At 58.8% G+C, this 22,683-nt stretch carries 17 protein-coding genes and 1 pseudogene; 13 read left to right on the plus strand and 5 right to left on the minus strand.

Annotation, left to right across the window (positions count from 1 at the left end; genetic code table 11):
* Positions 1-3 precede the first annotated feature (3 nt).
* From EYW42_RS18130 to EYW42_RS18145, 4 genes are all read left to right on the plus strand, one after another.
* Positions 4-2,493 carry a GcvT family protein gene (locus tag EYW42_RS18130; protein ID WP_135536857.1) on the plus strand — a complete coding sequence of 830 codons (2,490 nt, stop codon included), beginning with the start codon at positions 4-6 and terminating at the stop codon, positions 2,491-2,493.
* A gap of 147 nt (positions 2,494-2,640) precedes the next feature.
* A complete protein-coding gene (locus tag EYW42_RS18135) occupies positions 2,641-3,861 on the plus strand; it encodes an ABC transporter substrate-binding protein (RefSeq protein WP_135536858.1) in 1,221 nt (406 codons plus the stop codon).
* Between the two features lie 159 nt (positions 3,862-4,020).
* On the plus strand, positions 4,021-5,124 hold the full coding sequence (locus EYW42_RS18140; protein ID WP_135536859.1) for a branched-chain amino acid ABC transporter permease: 1,104 nt from the start codon (positions 4,021-4,023) through the stop codon (positions 5,122-5,124).
* A 124-nt stretch (positions 5,125-5,248) separates the two neighbouring features.
* Positions 5,249-6,613, plus strand: coding sequence for a branched-chain amino acid ABC transporter permease (locus EYW42_RS18145; RefSeq protein ID WP_135536860.1), 1,365 nt, complete (start codon positions 5,249-5,251; stop codon positions 6,611-6,613).
* A 457-nt stretch (positions 6,614-7,070) separates the two neighbouring features.
* Here the strand turns inward: EYW42_RS18145 and EYW42_RS18150 are convergent, their stop codons facing one another.
* The 4 genes from EYW42_RS18150 to EYW42_RS18165 form a co-directional block, all read right to left on the minus strand.
* Positions 7,071-7,457 (minus strand): DUF302 domain-containing protein, encoded by a 387-nt coding sequence (locus EYW42_RS18150; protein WP_135536861.1) that lies wholly within the window; start codon positions 7,455-7,457, stop codon positions 7,071-7,073.
* 147 nt (positions 7,458-7,604) lie between these two features.
* Positions 7,605-8,312, minus strand: a complete 708-nt coding sequence (locus EYW42_RS18155; protein ID WP_135536862.1) for a DUF2270 domain-containing protein — start codon at positions 8,310-8,312, stop codon at positions 7,605-7,607.
* Positions 8,313-8,465: 153 nt separating this feature from the next.
* Positions 8,466-9,044 carry a DsrE/DsrF/DrsH-like family protein gene (locus tag EYW42_RS18160; protein WP_135536863.1) on the minus strand — a complete coding sequence of 193 codons (579 nt, stop codon included), beginning with the start codon at positions 9,042-9,044 and terminating at the stop codon, positions 8,466-8,468.
* Positions 9,044-9,289 (minus strand): sulfurtransferase TusA family protein, encoded by a 246-nt coding sequence (locus EYW42_RS18165; protein ID WP_135536864.1) that lies wholly within the window; start codon positions 9,287-9,289, stop codon positions 9,044-9,046. Before EYW42_RS18165 ends, EYW42_RS18160 begins: the two co-directional genes overlap by 1 nt.
* 205 nt (positions 9,290-9,494) lie before the next feature.
* Between EYW42_RS18165 and EYW42_RS18170 the strand changes: the two genes are divergently transcribed.
* The 4 genes from EYW42_RS18170 to EYW42_RS18185 all read left to right on the plus strand — a co-directional run bounded on the left by EYW42_RS18170 (position 9,495) and on the right by EYW42_RS18185 (position 12,246).
* Positions 9,495-10,682, plus strand: coding sequence for an MBL fold metallo-hydrolase (locus tag EYW42_RS18170; RefSeq protein ID WP_135536865.1), 1,188 nt, complete (start codon positions 9,495-9,497; stop codon positions 10,680-10,682).
* On the plus strand, positions 10,682-11,179 hold the full coding sequence (locus tag EYW42_RS18175; protein ID WP_135536866.1) for a YeeE/YedE family protein: 498 nt from the start codon (positions 10,682-10,684) through the stop codon (positions 11,177-11,179). The genes EYW42_RS18170 and EYW42_RS18175 overlap by 1 nt, the downstream gene beginning before the upstream one ends.
* Positions 11,176-11,646 (plus strand): YeeE/YedE family protein, encoded by a 471-nt coding sequence (locus EYW42_RS18180; RefSeq protein WP_135536867.1) that lies wholly within the window; start codon positions 11,176-11,178, stop codon positions 11,644-11,646. Before EYW42_RS18175 ends, EYW42_RS18180 begins: the two co-directional genes overlap by 4 nt.
* Before the next feature lie 276 nt (positions 11,647-11,922).
* On the plus strand, positions 11,923-12,246 hold the full coding sequence (locus EYW42_RS18185; protein WP_135536868.1) for a hypothetical protein: 324 nt from the start codon (positions 11,923-11,925) through the stop codon (positions 12,244-12,246).
* Positions 12,247-12,521: 275 nt separating this feature from the next.
* Here EYW42_RS18185 and EYW42_RS20630 read toward each other — a convergent pair whose 3' ends face one another.
* Entirely contained in the window at positions 12,522-12,665 is a 144-nt protein-coding gene (locus EYW42_RS20630) for a hypothetical protein (RefSeq protein ID WP_375137137.1), read from the minus strand.
* Positions 12,666-12,776: 111 nt separating this feature from the next.
* Here EYW42_RS20630 and EYW42_RS20635 point away from each other — a divergent pair.
* The 5 genes and pseudogenes from EYW42_RS20635 to EYW42_RS18215 all read left to right on the plus strand — a co-directional run bounded on the left by EYW42_RS20635 (position 12,777) and on the right by EYW42_RS18215 (position 22,648).
* Positions 12,777-13,303, plus strand: a pseudogene (locus EYW42_RS20635) (IS5 family transposase).
* Positions 13,304-14,356: 1,053 nt separating this feature from the next.
* Positions 14,357-17,413, plus strand: coding sequence for a PD-(D/E)XK nuclease family protein (locus EYW42_RS18200; RefSeq protein ID WP_135536870.1), 3,057 nt, complete (start codon positions 14,357-14,359; stop codon positions 17,411-17,413).
* Complete coding sequence (locus EYW42_RS18205; RefSeq protein WP_135536871.1) at positions 17,406-21,038, plus strand: UvrD-helicase domain-containing protein; 3,633 nt, start codon at positions 17,406-17,408, stop codon at positions 21,036-21,038. The genes EYW42_RS18200 and EYW42_RS18205 overlap by 8 nt, the downstream gene beginning before the upstream one ends.
* Positions 21,039-21,425: 387 nt before the next feature.
* Entirely contained in the window at positions 21,426-22,244 is an 819-nt protein-coding gene (locus EYW42_RS18210) for a ParA family protein (RefSeq protein WP_135536872.1), read from the plus strand.
* Positions 22,241-22,648 carry a hypothetical protein gene (locus EYW42_RS18215; RefSeq protein WP_135536873.1) on the plus strand — a complete coding sequence of 136 codons (408 nt, stop codon included), beginning with the start codon at positions 22,241-22,243 and terminating at the stop codon, positions 22,646-22,648. Before EYW42_RS18210 ends, EYW42_RS18215 begins: the two co-directional genes overlap by 4 nt.
* Positions 22,649-22,683 lie beyond the last annotated feature (35 nt).

The raw sequence follows: 22,683 nt of genomic DNA on the forward strand, positions 1-22,683 counted from the left end.
TTCATGAACGAGCAGAGCGAGCTCCCCGACCGAGCAGAGACCCTCATCGTCGGCGCGGGTGTTGTCGGTTGTAGCACCGCGTATCACCTGGCGAAGAAAGGGAGTTCGGATGTCGTCGTCGTCGACAAGGGGCCGATCCCGAAAACAGGCGGCTCGACCGTCCACGCCCCCGCCGGGTTGACCCAGACGAGCCCCGACCGCACCCTGGCTACGATCGCCAAGGAGACCCGCGAGATATACGATGCCGCCGGAGGATGGGAGGAGAACGGGGCTATCGAAATCGCGACGACTGACGAGTGTTGGGAGTATCTCAACCGTCGGATGGACCAAGCACGTACCAATGATATCGACGGGGCGGAGCTGCTGACCCCGGACCAGGTGAAAGAACACGTGCCGATTATCGAGACGGAGGACCTCATCGGCGGGTTTCACGTCCCGACCGACGGTCGTATCGATACAGTCTCGCTGCTCGACGGGCTAAAAACGGACGCCGAGAACCGGGGAGTATCGTTCCACGAGCGAACGACAGTAACGGATATCGAAACGACGGACGGAGCCGTCGAGACTGTGGTCACGGACCGGGGACGGGTACGGGTAGACGATATCCTCGTCGCGGGGAACATCTGGGCACCGTTGATCGGCGAGATGGTCGACGTTCCGATCCCGCTCGTTCCCTGTGCCCACCAGTATGGAGTAACCGACTCCATCGAAGCACTCGACGGCTGGGAACACGACGTCGAGCAACCCTGGGTTCGCCACTGGGACGGCGACCTGTACTTCCGACAGCACGGCGATGGCTACGGGATAGGCAACTACAACCACGACCCGATAATCGTCGGTTCGTCTGATATCCCAAGCCTCGACGACGCGATCGAGACTGAACCGGTGTACGATTTCGTTCCGAATCAGGGCTCTCGACACGACCCGTTCAAACAGCCGTCGTCGCGTTCCTTCACCGAGTCGGATTTCGAAGACGCCTGGCGGGAGGCGACGCGGCTCTTCCCCGACTTCGAGGGGAAGGAGATCGTCAAAGGGTTCAACGGTATGTTCTCGTTCACACCCGACCACATGCCTATCATGGGCGAATCCCCCGACGTCGATGGGTTCTGGGTTGCGGCCGCTATCTGGTTGACTCACGGCGGCGGTGCCGGTCGAGTGATGGCTGATCTACTGGAGGACGGCGAGACTGACCTCGATATCGACGATATGCATATCACGCGCTTCGGGTCCCACGCCGAAAGCCCCTCGTTCGTTCACGACCGCGCGTACGAAGTGTACGACACCGTCTACGATATCCACCATCCCCGCGGGTCTTTCCAGACCCACCGTAATCTCCGGCAGAGCCCGGTCTACCGGCACCAAAAGGAACTCGGCGCGGAGTTCTACGAGGATGCCGGCTGGGAACGGCCCCGCTGGTACGGTGCGAACGACTCTCTTCTAGATGACTACGCAGTGCCCTCGCGATCAGGGTGGGAGGCGAAAAACTGGTCGCGAATAGAAGGTGCCGAACACCAGGCCGTCAGAGACCGTGTCGGTATCGCCGACCGAACGAGCGAGACGACCGTCACTATCACTGGAGAAGACGCGCTTCCGTTCCTACAGTGGGTCTTCACGAACGACATGGATCTCAAGGTCGGAGGTGTCGCGGAGACCACGATGCTGAACGAACGTGGAGGTGTAGTCGGATACGGGACGGTTTCGCGAGTAGAACCGGACCGGTTCCGCGTCTCGTTCGACGGTGGCGCTGCAGGCATGTGCCAGGTCAATCGGCTCCGAAAGCGTGCACCGGACGACAGTTCGGTGACCGTTTCGGACGACGTATCCGGAAGCTGTGTGATTGGAATCTACGGACCGAACGCCCGAGCGACGCTTGAATCCGTTATGCACGCCGACCTCAGTACGTTCGGTCGCTCGACAGCGCGCGACACCCACGTGAAGAGCGTCCCCGTCACGGCGGTGCGGGACTCGGATACGGGTGAGGACGGGTGGGAACTCCACGCTCCGACAGAATACGGCGGGAACCTCTGGAATACTCTCTGGCAGGCCGGCCAAGATCACGGTATCGTCGCAGTCGGCGATGGCGCGTTGAACACCCTCCGACTCGAAGCGGGGCAACGAGCGTACGGAACCGACGTACACGCGGAGTTCACACCGTTCCAGGCCGGTCTCGACGACTTAGTGGACTTCGACACCGAGTTCGTCGGTCGTGCGGCGCTGCGTCCGACTGGAGAGACCGATTCGAGTGTCGAACTGACCTGTCTCACGCTCGATGATCGCAGTGCCGTCGTGATGGATGGAGTTCCGGTGTTTGATGGAACACGTCGGGTCGGTCACGTGACGAGCGCCGGATACGGGTACGATATCGACGCCTGTATCGCCTACGCGTACCTGCAACCGGAGCACACTGCGGCCGGAACTAGCGTTACGGTAGAGTACCAAAACGAACGCTTCGACGCGACCGTACGAAACGAACCGCTGGTGAATCGAACCTGACCGACGCCGGCACCGAAAACTCTCATCAGAAACTCAGGCCGTTTCGGTCGTTCGGGCGGCGGAAGCGGCGAGCAGCGCTTTTCTTGCAACCGAAAGCAGGGCTCGTCGCCCATTAATTATATATCCCTTCACAGTATCTCATGGGTTATGGTAGCGAATCAGAAGCGCCGCGAGTTCATAGCCACTGTTGGGGCTGTGAGTGCTTTCGGGGTCGCAGGCTGTTTGAGCGGTGACGAAAACGCTAGCGGAAACACGATCAAAGTCGGAGTCATGCAACCGCTCACGGGACCACTCGGTTCCGTCGGGGAGCCCGCTCGCGACGCAGCAGTGTTACCCGCTCAACAAGTCAACGACGCCGATATCGAGGCCGAGATCGATATCCAAACGGAAGACACTCAGACGGACCCGCAAGCGGCAGTCAGCGCCGCACAGTCGCTCGTGGACGCTGACTATCCGGCTATCAGCGGCCCGCTGTCCACGGCAACTACCCTCCAAGTTCTACAGAACGTCTGCAAGCCGAATCAGATCGCCGAATGTACGCTCGCTACAGCGCCCACGATAACCGACGTCGACGACAACGATCTCCTGTTCCGGACATCGGCGAGCGACGCGCTCATGTCTCAGGCCGTCGCCCAACTCGCAAACGAAGGGATGGACGTTTCGTCCATATCCACGTTTGCCATTAACGACTCGTACGGGCAGTCACTCGCTAACGCGTTTGCGGACGCGTTCGATGGGAACGTTCTCGAACAGGTCTCCTTCGAGAGCGGCCAGTCCTCGTACACTTCCAAGTTAACTCAAGCGCTGTCGGGCGACCCTGACGCGCTGTTTATCGTCGCGTTCACTGAAAACGGGATCAAAATACTCCGCGACTTCTACTCCGATTTCAGTTCCGACACGGAGATCTTAGCGACGAGCGGGATCTACAATCCGGCGATTCCCGAGAACGTCAACGCGGATCTCACCAACATCACAGGAGTCACGTCTGTCGGGACCGGTCCCTCGTTAGACCACTTCAATCAGGCTTTCAACGACGAGTACGGGAGCGAACCGGGGCAGTTCACCTGGCAAGCGTACGATGCGACGGCGACGTTGATGCTCGCGAACGCCGCTGCTGACTCCAACGACGGGGCCGCTATCAAGGACAACATGAGACAGATAGCGAATCCCGAGGGGACGGAAGTCACAGCTGATAATCTGGCCGAAGGCGTCGAAATGGCCATGAACGGGGACGATATCAATTATCAGGGCGTGACCAGCGATATCACGTTCGACGACAACGGTGACGTGGAATCGGGGACATATTCGGAGTACTGGTTCACTTCCGACGGTGCCCTCGAAACTGGAGACCAGATCAGTATCGACTGATTGGTCTGTGCCGGATACCGTATAGATGCTTTCCCCGTACCGACGTCGTTACCACTGGACTAAGCGCCGGGCGCCACGGGATTATTTCACCGCTCGCAACAGTGCCGTGGCCCCAAGTTTTATAGAGATTAAATGAGTGCCTCAGTACAGAGCAAGTAGATGCAGATGAGTGATTTTTACTCCGGCTTACGGGACAGTGTCGGCGACCGCCCCCTTCTCGTTGTCCTCGGGGTGTGCGTACTCATTCTGCTAATTGATCTGGTCCGGCAACTGAGTAGCGGCGCGTTGCCCGCACGCAATCTGGCGATATTTCTCAAAAACGGGATCGTACTCGGGCTCATCGTCGGATTAGCCGGGGTCGGTCTTTCGATGATATACAGTATTCTCGGGTTTGCTAATTTCGCACACGGAGACTACCTCACGACAGGAGCGTTCGCAGGATGGATCACGTCGTACATGATCGCCGGATTCGGTGCGTTCGGACTCGGAGATCTCTTTTTGATCGGTATCGCCGGAGACGCAACTACTGTCGGTGTCGGTGCCGGCGTCGCTACGACGCCCATCGCGATCCTCGCCGGTCTCCTCGTCGCGATCGTATTTACCGTGTTCCTTTCGGTGGCGATCGACCGACTGATCTACAGCCGTTTGCGCGACGAAGAGGGGATCACGCTGGTTTTCACGAGTCTCGGCGTGGCGCTTGTGTTGCGATATCTGATCGCGTTCGTCTGGGGGCAGAATTCGACTGGACTCACTTCGACTGCAGAGCCGAAGTTCAGCATCTCGAGTATCGGGCTACAGATCAACGCTCACGAGATCACGGTCGCCGTGTGCTCTCTGCTGTTGATGTTCGCCGTCCACTACCTGTTGCAGTACACGAAACTCGGGATCGCGATGCGGGCAATGGCGGACAACCGCGATCTCGCGTCTGTTACCGGGATACCGACAGACCGAATCGTTCGCTCGACGTGGGTCATCGGCGGTGGACTAACCGGCGCTGCCGGCTACCTCATGACGCTTGAATCCGGAACGCTCGCCTTCAACACGGGCTGGACGCTGCTGTTGTTGATCTTCGCAGCCGTGATACTCGGCGGGATCGGTTCGATATACGGGGCTATTTTCGGCGGGCTACTGATCGGGGTAGCGAGCACCGTCTCGCTCGTTTGGTTGCCCTCCGGGTTCACTCAAGCGGCCGCGTTCGCTCTCATGATCGTCGTATTGATCGTTCGCCCGAACGGGCTGTTCGGGGGGGTGACCACGGCATGATGAAACTGCTCTCGGGGTCATCACCGATGGAAAACCAACGGAGAGTCAGGCTGAACCGAATAGCGAGAACTCTCGGCGTCACGCCGGAGCAACCCACCGGATTCATCCAACGGAGGGCGCTTTAATGTCGTACACTGACCGGATTCGGGACTGGCTCCTCACCGACGATGCCGCATTGATGCTCGGTGTGATGGCCGGGTTGTACGCGTTGTTCACCGTCTTCGGCACCGTCTTGGGTCTCAACTTCGCAGGCATTGTTAGTACCCTTCAGCAGATTACCTTTTTCGCGGCGGTGTACGCCCTGCTTGCGTTGGCTCTCAACTTACAGTGGGGGTACGCGGGACTACTCAACATCGGCGTAGCGGGCTTCATGGCGGTCGCAGTGTACACCATGGCGATGCTCACTGCGCCCGTCAATGCGCCTGCTGGCGGTGTCCCCGGGCTCGGGCTTCCAATATGGGTCGGTATCCTCGGCGGCATGACCGTCGCAGCAGTTGCCGGTGGAGTCGTCGCACTGCCCGCCCTCCGTCTGAAGGCCGACTACTTCGCTATCGTTACTCTCGCTTTCGCCGAGATCATCCGAATCACGTACAACTCGCAGCTGTTCCAGACGTTTTCGGTAGCCGGATTCGAGATGGGTACCGGCGCTTCGCGGGGCATTCCCGCCCCGACCAACCCCGTCCTGTCTCTCTACTACACTGATCCCTCCAACTACTCAGCGGGAACGACGGCGTTCGGAAGCATGGTTTTCGGAGCGTTCGGTGCCATTGGATTAGACGAGGCCCTTGTGGTGGATATCACGTACACACTGATCCTCATCGGCTTTCTGGTCCTGTACTACGTCCTCCTGTCACGGATCGCTAACTCCCCGTTCGGGCGAGTTCTCAAAGCGATCAGAAACGACGAACTCGTCGCGCGCTCGCTCGGGAAAAACACTCGCTGGTTCAAGATCAAGACGTTCATGCTCGGCTGTGCGTTAATGGGGTTTGCAGGTATTCTGTGGCAAGGTAGTCAGTCGCTGATAACCCCGACCCAGTTCACGCCGATGCTCACGTTCTATATCTTTATCGCGCTGATTATCGGCGGTGCCGGTTCGAACACCGGCAGTGTCATCGGCGGGGCACTGTTCGCCGGACTGCTGTTTCAGGGCCCGGTGTTCGTCAGCCGGATCGTCGAAACGGTTTTCTCACTCGGTACTGCGCCCAATACCTTCCCTGACGCTGTGGCCGGGCTCGCCGCTCTGAGAGTCGAGCCGCTGCTCGCCTACACACTCAGCAACTTGGCCAGCCTTCGGTTCGTGATCGTCGGGCTGGTTCTGATCTATCTGATGTTGAAGCAACCGACCGGGATACTCGGTCATCGAAAGGAGATCGCGGCTAGCATCGATATCACGGAACGTGTCTCGAGAGAGGGTAGTGCCACACCCCCCCAAGGCGAGGTAAATTCGCCGGACTCCCAGCCGGGTGACTCCGGTAAAGATGACCGATAAGACCACTGTGAAGGACCGTTGCTACACTCTGATCGTCTCGCCGTAGGCATGGGGTCATCTTCGGGAAGACCCGAACTGTGCCGTGCGATGCGCTGGCTCGAATTAGATCTTCTGTCGATGTTTCATCCGTACGCGTCAGCCACCGATTTACGATCGCTAACCCGAAGCCTGTACCCTCTTCACTGGTCGGGTACCAGTAACAAACATGTAATCACGTTCCGCGTCGGGAATGCCAGGCCAAGTATCCTCGACGTAGGACCCACCGGCTAATTTCCCACCGTAACAATATCGAAAGCGGATACGCTGTCCCTCTTGGACGCCGAACGTCCGTGAATCGGTCGGCAGTCTACCGTCGATGAGCAGGCCAGCGTATGGTGGACGTTGGTCGGCCATCATGCCTCCGATAGTGGATCCCCCAATGCCTGGAGGAACCGCATTCGTGTCGTCGGGAGCCCACTCACAGGGAATTGAGGACGCGCTCAAACCGATCCGAGACATCCTCGGAGATCGAGTCCAGGGCGGGGTTGTCGGTGATTCCGACGAGTTTTGATGGATCGACTGCGCTCACTACGACCGTTCCATCGTCATCCTCGTACACAATGACGTTACACGGAAGGAGGGCTCCGAGTTCGATTTCGTCTTCGAGCCCGTCATACGCCAGTTCCGGATTACACGCGCCGAGGATTCGATATTGGCGGAACTCCTTGTCGAGCTTTTTCGAGAACGTCGCTTGAACGTCAATGTCACAAAGAACCCCGAATCCCTCATCCTCGAGGGCGCTTATCGTCTGCTCAACGACATCGTCGAATGCACCGTCAATCTGGCTCTGTGTTGTGTAACCCATACTGTACAATACTCGTTCGACGTTGATTACTGTTGTGTGTGTGGCGTTGGCAGCAACGGATTCACAGAAGCCAACCATATCTGCGGGCGCTACTGCGGCAGGGTTGTGATGGAGACCGTCCCCTATTGTCAATCAGTGACCCGGGTCTCATCGTTTTCGGAGGTCTTCAGAGCGGAGTTCGCCCCTCGCATGCCAAGTACGCGGCCGGAGAGCGACGACAAATGCTGCCGCATAGAAGACGGCGACGAATCCCACGACTATCGGACCCGGAATCGTCCCGATTGCCGCTGTTTCGGTCCACGGTTCGGGAGCGAACGCCGTAATACGGACGATCCATGCGGCAAGAAGTACGATAAACAGAAGAAGGTAGATGCGCCGCAAACGGTGAGCGATAGCCTCCTCAGCGGCGATTTTGAGTGTCGGCGTCCTGTAGTCGTTGCCGAGCGTCTCCCGCCAGTTATCATCAGCAAGGCCGTCATCAGGATCGAGGCCATACGCCCAGACGTTCTCTTGAAGTGTGCGGACACGCGACCGCCAGATATCGTAGCCGCGGTAGCGTCGTGCCTCGATAACAAGGAAGACCGTCAACGTTGCGACACCGACAAAGATGATGTAGTGGGGGTTGTTCGGACTCGAGAATGCCCACGTGAGGAGCGCTGCAATCACGATGACCGCCCAGTTGGTCGTCCTGTCGAGTCGTTCGCGCCAGAGTTTCATCCGATGGATCTCACCACGATAGAGGTGAGCCATCGCAGAACTCGGTCCCATGTCTTCGTCGAGCAGGCCCGCACCGATATACGGTGACGCCGTTGTTTCAGGACTCTCCCCAATATCGTCGTCCGATGGTGAAGTCATCTGCGAGTGATCTCCCCGATGTGGAGGAACGTATTCGTGATTCGGTCACTGACCGTCTCGTATTTGTTCATAGTGCCGTTGGATGTCATCTTGGGCATATTGTACGATCCCGTATAGTGTCTACAGAATCGGGCTCCAATAGGATCAGGAGAATCAGATGAGGAGTTGGATGTCGGCGTCAGCCATATCCTGGATCGCCGTGGCGGCACCGACACCGGTCGTCACACCGTCGTAGAAGTCGTCCTCGTCGTAATCCATCAGGTCGATGGTCATCTGACAGGCCTGGAACTCGACGCCCATCTCGAGCGACGTGTCGATGAGCTCCTCGATCGTCGCCGTGTCATTATTGTCGATTTTCTTTTCCATCATCTTCGTCGTCATGCGGTCCATGCCAGGAAGCGCAGCGATGGCGTTCGGCATGGGCATGTTGGGGTTGCCGACGGAGCTCAGCTTCAGATCCTTCGAGCGCTTCTCGTGGAGGATGTCTAGCCCCCAGAACGTATGGAAGACTGTCACCTCGTAGTCGAACGCGGCAGCGGTACTCGCCAAGATGAGTGGCGGGTACGCCATATCGAGGGTGCCTTTCGTCGCGATAATGGACATCTTCGGCTGGCTGTCCTCACCTGTGGCTTCGGCAATCTGTTCTTCCAGCTCTGTGACACGCGCGGCGAGTTCCGCACGCGAAGGTTCCTCATCGCCGGACGTTGCTGTCTGCGTGGTGTCGGTGCTCATTATGCCTCCGTCTTCCGGACGTAGTGTTTGTACACGTCGTCGCCCTCCTGCTGGTCGAGGAGTTCGACGCCGTCAGTTGTATCAGCCCAGCCGCCCAGGTCACTCATGCTACCGGGGTCGGTAGCGAGGACTTCGAGGACGTCTCCTTCGGCGAGTTGGTCGACGTTCTGTTTGGTCTTGACGACCGGCATCGGACAGTTCTGACCCTTCACGTCGAGCGTATCGGTGGTTTCGTACTCGGTCATAGTATTGGATTCACTACCCAATATTGGCTCCGTTATGAAAAGCGTGTCGGTAGTAGTTCCCGTTTAGAACACAACTGGGCTCACTAAATAGCACTTGAATACTATTTTCAGGCTGTATGGCCTTAGAATAGGGGATTTAATATTGTGTGTTGTGTGAATCACTATACAAACCCTTATTTGGCAGCAGCCGATAGAAGGAGGTGAGATGACCGAAGGGAACCACCCGAATACGAATACCGATGAGGCGGTCGAATCGACCAGACCCGAGGAATTGAAACAGCGCATCGACAACGGCGAAGACGTGTTCGTCCTCGACGTGCGCTCGAAGGGCGACTTCGAGGAGTGGCGTATCGACGGTGAGACCGTTGACGTCGTGAACTATCCGTACTTCGAGTTGCTCGACGGTATTCCCGAGGACCTACACGGGAACCTTCCGGACGACCGGCGTATCACCGTCCTCTGTGCGAAGGGCGGATCCAGTGAGATGGTCGCCGAACTCCTCGAAGCGGGAGGCTACGACGTCGACCACCTCGAACGCGGTATGAAGGGCTGGGCGCGCATTTACCAGTCCCAGGAATTAGACACGAACGTTGACGCGACGGTTGCACAGTATCAACGAGCGTCGAGTGGCTGTCTCGCCTATCTCATCGCCTCCGACGGCGAGGCCGCAGTCATCGACCCGCTACGGGCGTTCACCGACGAATACGTTCAGGACGTTCGGACGCTCGGAGTCGAACTCGCATACGCAGTAGATACACACATCCACGCAGACCACATCTCGGGCATTCGTGATCTCGCCACGGAGACCGGCGCAACGCCGGTGCTTCCCGAACCAGCCGCCGAGCGTAGCATCGAGTACGACGGCGACTACGAGACCGTCGAAGGCGGTGAGACGCTCACCGTCGGCGACGTGGACATCGAGGTCGTCCACACACCCGGTCACACGACCGGGATGACCGCGTACAAGGTCGGCGACGTCCTGTTAACCGGCGATGGAGTGTTCACCGAGAGCGTCGCTCGACCGGACCTCGAAGATCCCGAGGCGGCGAGGGACGCCGCACGAACGCTCTACGAGAGCCTCCACGAGAAGGTCCTATCGCTATCCGAAGAGACGATCATCGCCCCCGCTCACTTCAGCGACGCGGCGACATCTGAGGACGACGGTACGTATACGGCTGAACTCGGGGTGTTGATTGAGCGGATGGATGCACTCACGATGGACGAAGACGAGTTCGTCGAGTTCATCGTCGCGGATATGCCGCCGCGACCAGCGAACTACGAGGAGATCATCGCCACGAACCTCGGTCGAGACTCCCCCGACGACGAGGAAGCCTTCGAATTGGAGCTCGGGCCGAACAACTGCGCGGCGAGCGAGGAAGCACTAACAGATTAATGATAGAGACGCTCACACCGTTTCTCGCACTCGGAGAACTCTTTCCGCGCGGGGTAACGCAGTATCTCGTTGGCGGTCTGCTCGTCGGACTGGGAGCCGCCACGATCTACCTCGCGACGGGAATTATCGCGGGTGCGAGCACGTTCCTCGAATCGACGCTATCGTACGTCTCGGCGATTCCACGGTTCAATCGCTTCAAGTACGTTCAGTCTCGCGGATGGCGGCTCGTGTTCACTGCAGGCATTATCAGCGGTGCCGCAGTGTATGTGCTCGTTGCAGGTGACGGCATCTGGACGACGGACGTCCAGTGGTGGCGGCTGCTCGGCGGCGGCTTCCTCGTCGGTGTCGGCACACGCCTCGGCAAGGGCTGTACGTCCGGCCACGGCGTCTGTGGCGTCGGCTCGCTGTCGAACACGTCGCTGGTGAACGTCGCGACGTTCCTCGCCTTCGCCATCGGCACTGCGCAACTGGTGCAGGCGCTGGGGGTGTCGCCATGAGCGACCGCGAACGGAACCCGCTGTTCCTCCCGCTCATCTACGTCGGGGGCCTCATCTTCGGGTTCGGGCTCGCGTTCAGCGGGATGGCCAAGCCCGAGATCGTCCTGGACTTCCTCCAGTTCGAAGACTTCGGCCTGCTGTTCGTGATGGGCGGTGCAGCCGTCGTCACCGGAATCACGTTCGCAGTCGCAACGCGATCCCTCGACCGCGCGCCTCTCACGGGTGACGCCTACAAACGACGACTGAAATCGTTCGATCGGAACGTCATCCTCGGGGGTGCAATCTTCGGCGTCGGCTGGGGCCTTTCCGGAATCTGTCCGGGCGCAGCATACGCGAGCGTCGGCATCGGAAACTACCCTATCCTCTGGGCAATCGCCGGAATGTTCCTCGGCGCCTATGCCCAGGGGTACGCGCGCTCGCTCGGCACAGACAGCGCTGAGTCCACGAGCGACGCAAAGGCCAACTAACGATGGTGTTTCAACGCACCCCGTTGGTAATTGCGCGCCAGTAGTATTGTTGAGTAGAGAACTGGCAACGCAAAACAACGCGGAACTCGTGAGATGTTCGGACTCGAAACCCTGACCGGTACTGCGCACGCGCCCCGCCCGGACGATGTCTAGCGGCACGGTCTATTTCTGAGTAATTTGCTATTCGTACTCTTCAGCCAGCGGCGAGACGATATCTGATTAACCAACAAAACTTTATCTGAAGGCGTTCTGTTGGTTAACACGAGGCAATTGCTGATGTCCGACGAGCCACCCACGCCGCCGGCGGAACTCCCGACAGACATCGTCAACACACTCAGCGGCTACTCTCCAGACCAACTCCAACACGTCGCACGCTACGCCGAGGAACTCGCAGAACACAAAGCTCGCGAGGCCCGTCTCGAGGAAAAGTCAGAGGAGGACGAGATCGACGAGCGCCCCGATGACCTCCCAGATGATGTCCCGTCGAAAGCGACGATCACGATCAAGGAGATAAACGACAACCGCTACTACTACTGGCAGTGGCGGGATGGCGAAAAGGTCCGATCCCAATATAAAGGCCCTGTCAACCCGGACGCGTAGACGAGATTGGACCCAATCGGATGTTTGTTTTAGTGCGAGTAGTAGCGTATCAGGTAATGTCCCCAGGAATTTGACGCTGGCCTGGTTCACTGGTTCGCCACGGGCTACGTCATGGCTGTCGGCATCACTCTCCTGACCACGACGACGTCTTTACATTGAGAAGGCCTTGTTTAGATGCCGGGAAAACCATCCATTTCGGTGATCTAACTTCCCTCTGAGTCAACCTGAGTAGTGTGGCCTCTCGTCTCTCACGCTTCACAGATCGCCTCGTAAAACTAGCGCAACGGGCTGTCTCTGGCGATCCTTCTCCAGCAGTCAAGAAAGGTGACGGCGGGTACGCTGACTGGGTAATCGTGGTAATCCACGGTCTCCGCGAATATCTTGACCTTCCCTATCGACGGCTCCTCGATATTCTTCATGAGATGCCCGGTATTGTCGAGAAAATGAACCTCAAAACGAGTGAGCTACCAGACTTTACGACCGTATGTGTCCGGAAGCAGCAGCTCAAGATTGCAATCTGGTGAACTCTTTTGAGGCTTTCTGCTACTCTCCACGATACCGGTGATGTACAGGCTATCGATGCAACGGCCTTCGACCGTCACTCGGCCAACCGTCATTACGCAAACCGGACAGAATACACCTTCAGATCGGTCAAGACGACAGCGTTGGTGGACTGCGAAACCAGTACTGTCTTGGATATTCACTGTTCGATGAAGCAGCCTCACGACACCCACGTCGGGTGGCAGGTACTCACGCGGAATATCAACCAACTACAGACCATCGCCGCTGACAAAGGGTATGACTGGGACGATCTACGTGCGGAACTCCGGGAGTCCGGTGTTCGGCCAGTTATCAAAACCGGGAGTTCTCTCCGCTTGATATAGCACACAACGCTCGCCATGACGATGATGTCTATCACCGTCGATCAGTGGCTGAGGCTGTCTTCTTTGCGCTCAAGCAGCGGTATGGCGACACCCTTCGGGCACGAACCTGGTTCGGTCAGTTCCGTGAACTTGTGTTGAAAGCAAGTGTGCGGAATCTCGAACTCGCTCTCTAAGGCCGTGCAACATAGAACATCAATTACTCATTCGAATCAAAGTTCCATAGTCCGTCAACCGAGTGGATTGTTAGGTATGTACCATCGGACGAAGCTGTAACCTTGGAGTGAACTTGTACTCGATTAAAATTCTCTCGCGTTGTGGAAACATTAAAACTACCGACCGACTCGTCGTCTTCGGCCCATCCGGGACTGGTTGTTCCGACTACATAGCGCACAGAATCAAACCGTTCAGTGAGTGTGCGATGAAGGGAATCCGAAACGGTCGGCATTCGGGGTACCGGAAATTGATCTGCCCACTTCTCGTTGAGGTAAACGAGATCTGGGGGTGTATCGTTTTCATAGCTAGCATCCACATTGATTATCGGAATCTCTGTAGTATGACCTGAATCCTCTATGAGACCATCAATTACTTTGAATTGTACATACCCCTCGACTCGCTGAGGTGAGTTTAGACACCCAGCAAGGGCGAGCGACACGCTAGTTCCAACCGTACTCAGGAACGCTCGTCTGGAGGGCATATGAGTGCCCATTTCGCCTCGGAGACGATGTATTTTGTGAGCGAAAGACTGTACCTCACAGAGAGATCAACCACCTGCTTCGTAGTAGTAAGTGAGACAATGACTCACTCACTCTGCGTCTAAACAAGGCCCATTGGGAAAGAAACACCCAAAAGAGACTGCCCGGGTTAGCGTTCAGAGCGATGAAACCGAGACCCAAACCCTGGGTACACTCACTGGTTGCTCGAATGGACGTTTCAACTGGAAGTGGATGACGGTTAGAACGGCTGATGTTCGAGTGTTACGGTCGACTGACCTGCCGGGTCCTCCCTATTTCACCTGCCCGCTCCCGGTACAGGAACCCGAAGCTGTCAGTCACACCAAGAGTGAAGTATGGCCGATATGTTGGTAGGGAGTATCGATGATTTCAACGCTTCTCACCGGTCCGAAACACGCCCGATTGGAACGACGGGCATTTCAGCGGGCTGGTGACATCGCAACCGATTCGCTGGGGAGTATACTCTACATAACGCGGAACGACGCTCGCCGGAGTATGGTCGAGGATAGCTGGGCCGCATCCCACGATCCCCTTCGCCTTCGCGCCGAGACGCTTGATGCGGTCGTTCGCGAGTGGTACGAGAACCTCTACGGCCCGGTTCAACCACTCACCGGACAGCTGAACCGCCGGCTAACCGAGTTCGCATTAGACAGAACCACAGCCGAGACTACTGGTGTTCTTGCCGGCGAACCTGCATCCGCCGCACTCGCTGATTCGTTCAATAGCCGGTTCTCACTCTTCGACGACGCCCGCATCGGGACCGCCGACGCGCTGGCAGCGGAGTTCGAGGGATCCCCTCTCGATGACCGTATAGCGACAGCCACCGTCGACGCCTACCGCCATTATAGGGATCTCCATGCTGACCACGTCGACGAGTGGGTCTGTACCCGTGGGGAGATGTTCAACGCCGTCTCGACGGCAGACCAGCCGCTTTCGAAACTTTTCCCGGAACTGGACGTCGTCGTCCTCTCCGGGTATCACGAGTTCCGCCCCGTCGAACGGCGCGTCGTCGAACGCCTCGTCGACGACCTCCCGATAATCGCGCTACTGCCGCTCCATCAGGGGGGCCAGACCGGGGTCGACGCGGTCGCGGAAGACGCCATAGACGTCTACGAATCGCTGAACTTCGAGACGGTAGAACTAGAGCCCACTGATGGGGCCGGACAGGCCTTCGGAACGATCACTGAGGCCCTCTATCGGCCAGATCCAGACGTCATCTCGGTCTCTGACTCTCTCCGATGGCGGAAACTCCCCACGCCCGAACGCGAAATTCGCTTCGTCGCCCGCGAACTCCGAACCGAGCTGGCCGATGGCCGCGACCCGGACGACCTCGCCGTCGTCGTCCCGGGGACCGAGGCCTATTCGGGGTATGTCGAGGACACGTTCGATACGTTCGACATCCCGTACGTCACGACCGCCGCCTCGCAGCTGAACCGGACGTTCACCGGGAGTGTCGTACACGACCTCCTAAACCTCGCCGAACCCGACCCGCGCGCTGAGGACCTCACCTCGCTACTGGCGAATCCGCTGGTCGATGTCGTCGATAGTGACCTGGCCAGCGCCGTTACAGCAGCTGCCCGCCGGCGCGACACGGTTTCGGTGTCACCTCTCCTCGACGATGTCGACGATGAGGCGGCGGCGCTGATCCAGGATCTGCTAGCTACGCTCGAGACGCTCCGAACGGGCGACATCGAGGGCGCAACCGAGACGCTCCGACGACTGCTGGACGACCGGTTCGACCTGGAGACAGCGACGGAAGACTACGCCAGCGGCGCCGAGCAAGCCGTCGAGGGGCGGGCCTACGACCTCGTGGACGAGGTCCTCTCCTCGTTCGAATCTCTGGCGGCTGTCAGTAGTGATCTCTCCCCGTTGGCACTGTTCACTCGTGCCTTCGACGGCGTGCCGATTCGGGTTCCGCAAGGCGCTGCCGGCGGCCACGTCGAAGTGATGGGGATGCTCGACGCCCGGATGAGGTCCTTCGAGAAGGTGTTCCTCGTGGGACTGACCAGCGAACATTTCCCGGTGACGCCGGAACGTCCGGCTTTCTTCGAGGAGATGACGGACGCCCATCCCAGGTTCGACACGGGGGACGAGCGACTCCGAGGCCGGTATCTCTTCGCGACTCTGCTCGCGAACGTCGACGCGCTCACGATCACTACTCCCGAGACCGGCGACGACGAATCAACCGTGATCCGGTCGCCGGTCCTCGATGAACTCCAACGCGTGACCGGCATCGAACCCGAGGACGGTGTCGACGACCGTGTGGGCTCTCGTGAAGACCTCTTCCGCCACGTCGCCGAAACGACCGACCGGCGTGCAGCGGTTAGTCGTGCCGGCGACCGAGGAGATCTCTCGCCTGAGCAGACCAAGCGCACGGACCGCGGTCTTCGATGTGCGGCCAACAGGGGGACTGCAGGCCTCACGGACCACGACGGGGTTTTGGCTCCCGAAACCGTCGCGGAGGTCTATCCACCGTCAGAGCGAGAACCCTACAGTGCGAGTCGGATCGAGCGATACGTCGAGTGTGGCTTCAAGTTCTACGCCGACAACGTGCTGGGGATCGAGGACCCCGACGACGTCGAGGTCGTCCCCACGCCGCTCGAAACCGGGTCGTACGTCCATGACGTCCTCGAACGGTTCTACGCCGACCTGCAGGACGAGGCCGAAGATGGTGTCGACCTCGCCGCGTTTGACCGGGCCACACTGACCGCGCATCTTCAGGAGATCGCCGTCGAGGAACTTCGAAACGCTGACTTCGACTACGACGGCCTATTCTACGAGCGGTGGAAGGCGGAACTGTTCGCGGGACTGGACGACGGCGGGCATACCCTCTACGAATCGGGCGTCAAGCCCCACGAAGCCCCCGAAGAGGGATTGTTCGCCACGTTTCTCGACAACGAACGTTCTCGGGATGGTGCGGCCCGTCCGCATCTGTTCGAAGCTCCGTTCGGCGAGGGGCTCCCCGACTCGGATGCTGGTCCGTTCACCGTCGAACGTCCGAACGGGTCGACTGTCTCGGTTCGCGGGTACATCGACCGCGTCGACGTAAGCCGGGACGGCGAGCAACCGACGCTCACGCTCTACGACTACAAGACCGGGCGGGCACCGTATATGACGAAGACGACCGGCGGCACGAAGTTTCAACTCCCTATCTATTTGCTCGCCGCCGACGATGTCGTCGACGGGGATCTGTTCGACCAGGGTTTACTCTCGGCGACGTACTATCAGGTGCGACCTCCCAACGACCTCAAGGTTCCACGCGGTGTCGAGTCGAAGTTCGATTCAGAGGCCGAACTCCGCCGCTTCTTGGACGATATCGTCCCTGAGTGGCTCGGACGGATCGACGAGTCGATCGCCAACGGACAGTTCCATACGTCGCTCCTGTCCGCTCGCGGTGCGAACTGCCGGTACTGTGACTACCGTCGCGCGTGCGACGTTCGCCATCATCGCAAGCGAGAGTTCGTCGACGAGGTCCGCGATGACGGCGCTGCCTACGTCCCGCTCCGTGTTCGCGACGACGAGGATATCGAGGCGGTGATGAGCGATGACTGAGGAGCGCGAGGACATCCAGCTCACCGAGGAACAGGAGGACGCCCTCGCTCAGGGGCGAAACGTCGCGATCACCGCCGGCGCCGGGACCGGGAAAACGACGACGTTGACCGAGCGGTACGTGACGATTCTGACCGAAAACCCGTCGCTCACGCCGGAGAACATCGTCACGATCACCTTCACTCGGAAGGCGGCCGCGGAACTGACTGAGCGCGTCCGGGAGGAGGTCTACGATCGACTCGAGGCCGCCGACTCACCGGCGACGTATCAGCGCTGGCGGAACGTCCTCGATGACTTGGAGGACGGCTACGTCCACACCATTCACGCGTTCTGTACTCGGCTGTTACGGGAACGGGCGGTCGAGGCTCCCGTTCCGCTCGGGTTCGACGTACTCGATGAGGACAGCGCCGCGACACTCCAGCGCGAGGTAGTGACCGAGTTCTTAGAGCGCAACCAGGATGCCGACGACGTTTCCCTTCTCGCCCATCTCTGGGGCCGTGACCAACTTGTCGACGTTCTCGTGGGGCTGCTCGATGAACGCCCGCAGAGCGAGGCAGTTCTCGAGGAGTGGCGCGACGCCGAGGTCGACGACTACGTCGACGTCCTCTGGAAGGAGGTCTGTGATTTGGACGTGGTCGACGCCCGCCGAACCCTGTATGCGGACGGACTCCTAGAGCAGATAGACACGGTGGCGGGATGCGTGGATCGCGAGGCCGCGGTCTCTGATGATGATGGGCTTCGGGCCTACCGAACGCTCACGGAAATCGCGACGACGCTCTCTGAGGACCCCGAAGAAAGCAATCCCCGCAAGTGCCAGCGAGCAATCCTCGACCTCTACGAGGCGTGTGAGAAGAAAAACGGAGGTCTGTACAGCAGTTCCGGGTACGTCGTCGGTGATCGAGACGACTGGGGCGAGTACGGGGACGTCTACGACGACCTGAAAGATGCCATCGACGCGATAATCGCGGCCGTCGAGCAGCACGAGGATGCGGTCGAGACGACGCCTGGGGAACTGGAAGCGAACAGCGCTCACTACGCGCTCGCACTGATGCGTGTCTTCGACGACGTACTCTCGGCCTATACGGCCGAGAAGGAGCGGCGCGATACGCTCGATTTCCCCGGCGTGATCGAGACGACGCTCGAGTATCTGCGAGGCAACGACGCGGTCACAGCGCGGCTTCGAGAGCAGTTCGCGGCCGTGATGGTCGACGAGTTCCAGGACACGGACCCGCGCCAGTGGGAGTTGGTAAAGCTCCTCACGGGCGTCGGCGAGCGGACAGCGTCGAACGCCTTTCTCGTCGGCGACGAGAAACAAAGTATCTACGGGTTCCGTGGTGCCGACGTGACGACGTTCGGGGACGCGCGGGCGGAACTACAGGCCGTCAACGCAACCCGTGGCGTCGACAACGTTCAGGATCGCGATGCCAAGAGCCCGACTGCGCTCGAACTCTCCGGGAACTTTCGGACGTTAAACGAGCCATTGTCCTTCCTGAACGAACTCTTCGACCACCTGTTCCAGCCGGAAGGTAACGTCCACGAACCCTACGAGGCGCCACCACAGGAGCTGAGCACGCAGCGCGACCGAATCGAAGACATCGAGGAACTAACCGGCAGCGTAGAGTATCTCGTGGTGCCCGACGACGCCGACACGGCGGCGGCGCTTTTCGGCGACGACCATCCGGTCGCCGAGGGTGCCCTGGATCACACTATTGAGGCGGAAGCGCAAGCCCTTGCCGCTCGACTGACCCGTCTGTTCGACGACCCGCCGACGGTGCAAGACCCAGACTCGGGAGAGCATCGCGATGCGACGCCTGACGACGTTGCGATCCTCCTCCGCCGGCGAACCCACCTGGACCGGTATCAACGGGCGCTTGAGGAGTATGACATACCCTACACGGTCGTGGGTGGCGTCGGGTTCTACGATACGCCCGAGGTACAGGCGCTCACGAACCTGTTCCGGGTGCTCGGTGACACGCAGGACGACGTCTCCCTCTACGGTGTTCTTCGGTCGCCGCTGTTCGGATTCGCAGATGATCGCCTTGCACCAGCGGTCGCGGAGGCCGATTCAGTGTGGGACGCGCTCGCCGAGACGGACGACCCACAGCTGGCGGACGCCTTCGACCTCTTGACGACGTGGCGGACTCTCAGTGGTTGCGCGACGCCGTCTGAGGATGGTGTGCTCTCGTGGAACCGACTGCTGTCTCGTGTGATCGACGATACTGGGTATCTGGCGAGCGTGAGTGCTGACGAACGCGGTCGGCAGGCCGTCGCGAACGTCGAGAAGTTCCGCGATCAGGTCCGCACCTGGAGCGAGAACGGGGTTCATACTGCTGCCGGGTTGCTCCACCGCATCGACCGCCAGGCCGAGATCGACCCTCGGGAGGGGGAGGCAGATATTCCGGGTGACGCCGAGGGCGTCCGGATTATGACGATCCATTCCGCGAAGGGACTTGAGTTCCCGATCGTCACCGTCCCCGACCTCGGGAGCGACCTCAACTTCGGTCGCTCCGTCGACGACCATGGCTACGTTCGACTCGTGGACGGAACTGATGACGCGCCGCCGGTGCCGGCAGTCGGTGGGCCGAATCCGGACGATGCGTTCTCGATCGAGAAGACCGCTGTCCACGAGTACGCGGACCGACGGTCGCGTCCACAAGAGCGTGCAGAGTCGAAACGGCTCCTCTACGTTGCGTGTACACGAACGCGGGATCACCTCCTTCTCTGCGGCACGCACGACATCGACGTCGACGAGTCCGGTACAATCGAGCTCGGAGAGCCAGCAGCCTTCGTCGATGCGGTTCGCTGGCGGGACTGGCTTCAGCCAGTCCTCCTCGACGGAGCCCTCGTGGCCGAGGCGATTCGGGACGGACAGGCCCGTGGTGAAATGGATGGAGCCAGCTATACCGTTCGCACGCCGCCGCGCCCAGTAGACTGGCACACCGACGACGACGCTGTTGATTCAGCACCGAAGATATCGATTCCTTCGCCGCCGTCGCTAACGCCGGCGAAACGGATCGCGGCCACGACTCTCGTGAATGCGGTAGCGGAGACGTCTACAGACGGTCACAGTTACACCCAGAGTGGGGAGTCAGCCGGGCTGAGTCCCACTACGTTTGGGACGGTCGTCCACCGGCTCAACGAACTCCGCCCACCGAGAGACGAGTGGCCCACTCTGATTCGACGTCTAAGTCGGATGGCTGGCGAAGAGCCGACAGAAGCGGACCTCTGCGATGTTGTTGATCACGCTGCTGATGCAGTCGAATTTGTAGACCAGGTTGAGGCCGATGCCCGAGTCCAAGAGACCTACGACGAGTACTCTGTCGTCGCCCGAATTGGTGCGTCACGAATTGTCGGTGATATCGACCGGCTGCTCGTTACTCCAGACGCCTACCACATTATTGACTACAAGACTAACGACCTCTCATCGACTACCTCGGATGAGCTAGTAGCGCACTATCGACCTCAAATGCTCGCGTACGCTCTCGCACTCTGGCAACACGACCGGAGTCGTGATGTGCGGGCGTCACTCAGGTTCACTGACACTGGCGTGGAGGAGCGATTTAATTGGGAGTTGGGTCAGAGGACGGATATTGAATCTGAACTTCGTCGGATGATGGATCTGGTGTAGTAGTCCCTCCTGTTCGGCGATCTGCCTTACGCAAGATAGTTTTGGAGACCCCAGTGACAGAATATGAGGAACGAATAAAACGAATGGAACGAGCAAAACGAACTGAATGAGCTAAATGAATGTGTTGAACGCATTTTGAGGAACGAACTGGTGAGGGATGAGCTGGCTACCCTAACTTGATGGACAGAACGAGAGGAACGAACAAAACGAATAGAACGAACGAGTTGATGGGAACGAGTGTGTTTGCTTCAACGAGTACAACGAACAGTTGGTTTTAACATCGTAGTAATCCTCTCACCGAGTGAAACACCCTCGCCGAACGCACCGAACTCAACGATCAAAACGAACGAAACGAGCAAAACGAACTAACTGAGGGAAACGAAGAATATGACCGACACTAACACCGCACGAATTACCGTGGCGAATCAGAAAGGAGGCGCAGGAAAGACGACCGACGTCATTCATACTGGCGGCGCGCTTTCCGCCCGGGGACATGATGTCCTCTTAGTCGATATCGACTATCACGGAGGGCTTACCTGCTCGCTTGGCTACAACGATCTGTACTACGATACCGACCGCACAACGCTTTTCGACGTGCTCGATTTCGATCAGATGGAGTCAGTGAACGACATCATCGTCGAGCACGGGGAGTTCGACATCCTCCCCGCGAGTGAGAAACTCGCGAACAACAAGAACATCCAGACGCTGCTGGAAGCGCCAAAGAGCAGAGAGCGACTAGAGATGACTCTCGATGAACTCGACAGGGACTACGACTACATTATCGTGGACACGCCGCCTTCCCTGAACGTCCTCACCGATAACGCTCTCGTCGCGACCGGTAACGTCGTTATCCCGGTCATCCCCGAGAAACTCAACGCCAATAGTCTCCAAATTTTCGCGAAGCAACTGAGTTCGCTCGAACAGGCGTACGGTGACATCGAAAGACTCGCGATCGTGTGCAATCGGGTCGAACAGAACGCCGAGCACCGAGATACGATCGAGGAGATCAAATCAGCGTACTCGCTCCCCGTCTTCGAGATCCCGAAGCGCACGGACCTCTCTCAGTCGATCCGTGATGGGGTGTCCGTCTTCGACTTCGGTAAGGAAAACAAGCGCGTCGAGGATGCTCGCGAGTTGTTCACCGAAATCGCCGACCGGGTCGACGAGACGTTTGAGAAGACTGTTCTTGAGGAGGTTGAAGCATGACCGACGGCTGGGGCGATGCTTCTGGAATTGAGGGCAACTATGAAGAGGAAGATGATGAGGTCGATTCCAGCGAAACGAGTGAGGTGAGTGAAACGAGGGAAACCAGTTCGTCAACCGAAACGACTGAACCGACTTCAACGAGTGAAACGAACGAAACGAGAAAAACGAAGGAGAATATCAAGGACGAGTGGAACGGGCGGACGATCTATATCCCAGACAATGTGCTTGACGAAATGGAGGATACCTACCTCGAGTCCCAACTGAAACTACGAAAGGCAGGTCAGAATGAGTTCAAGAAAAACCGCCACTTCTACCCTCTTCTCGTCCAGTTCGGTGTTGAGGCGCTCTCTGAGGCAGATGCTGAGGAAATCCAGGCTCGGCTTTCGGAACTCGGCGACGAATGACCTCGTGCAGAACAAGGCCCGATGAAAGTTGAGAC

It is taken from the genome of Halostella pelagica (assembly GCF_004762015.1).
Lineage (GTDB): Archaea > Halobacteriota > Halobacteria > Halobacteriales > Natronoarchaeaceae > Halostella > Halostella pelagica.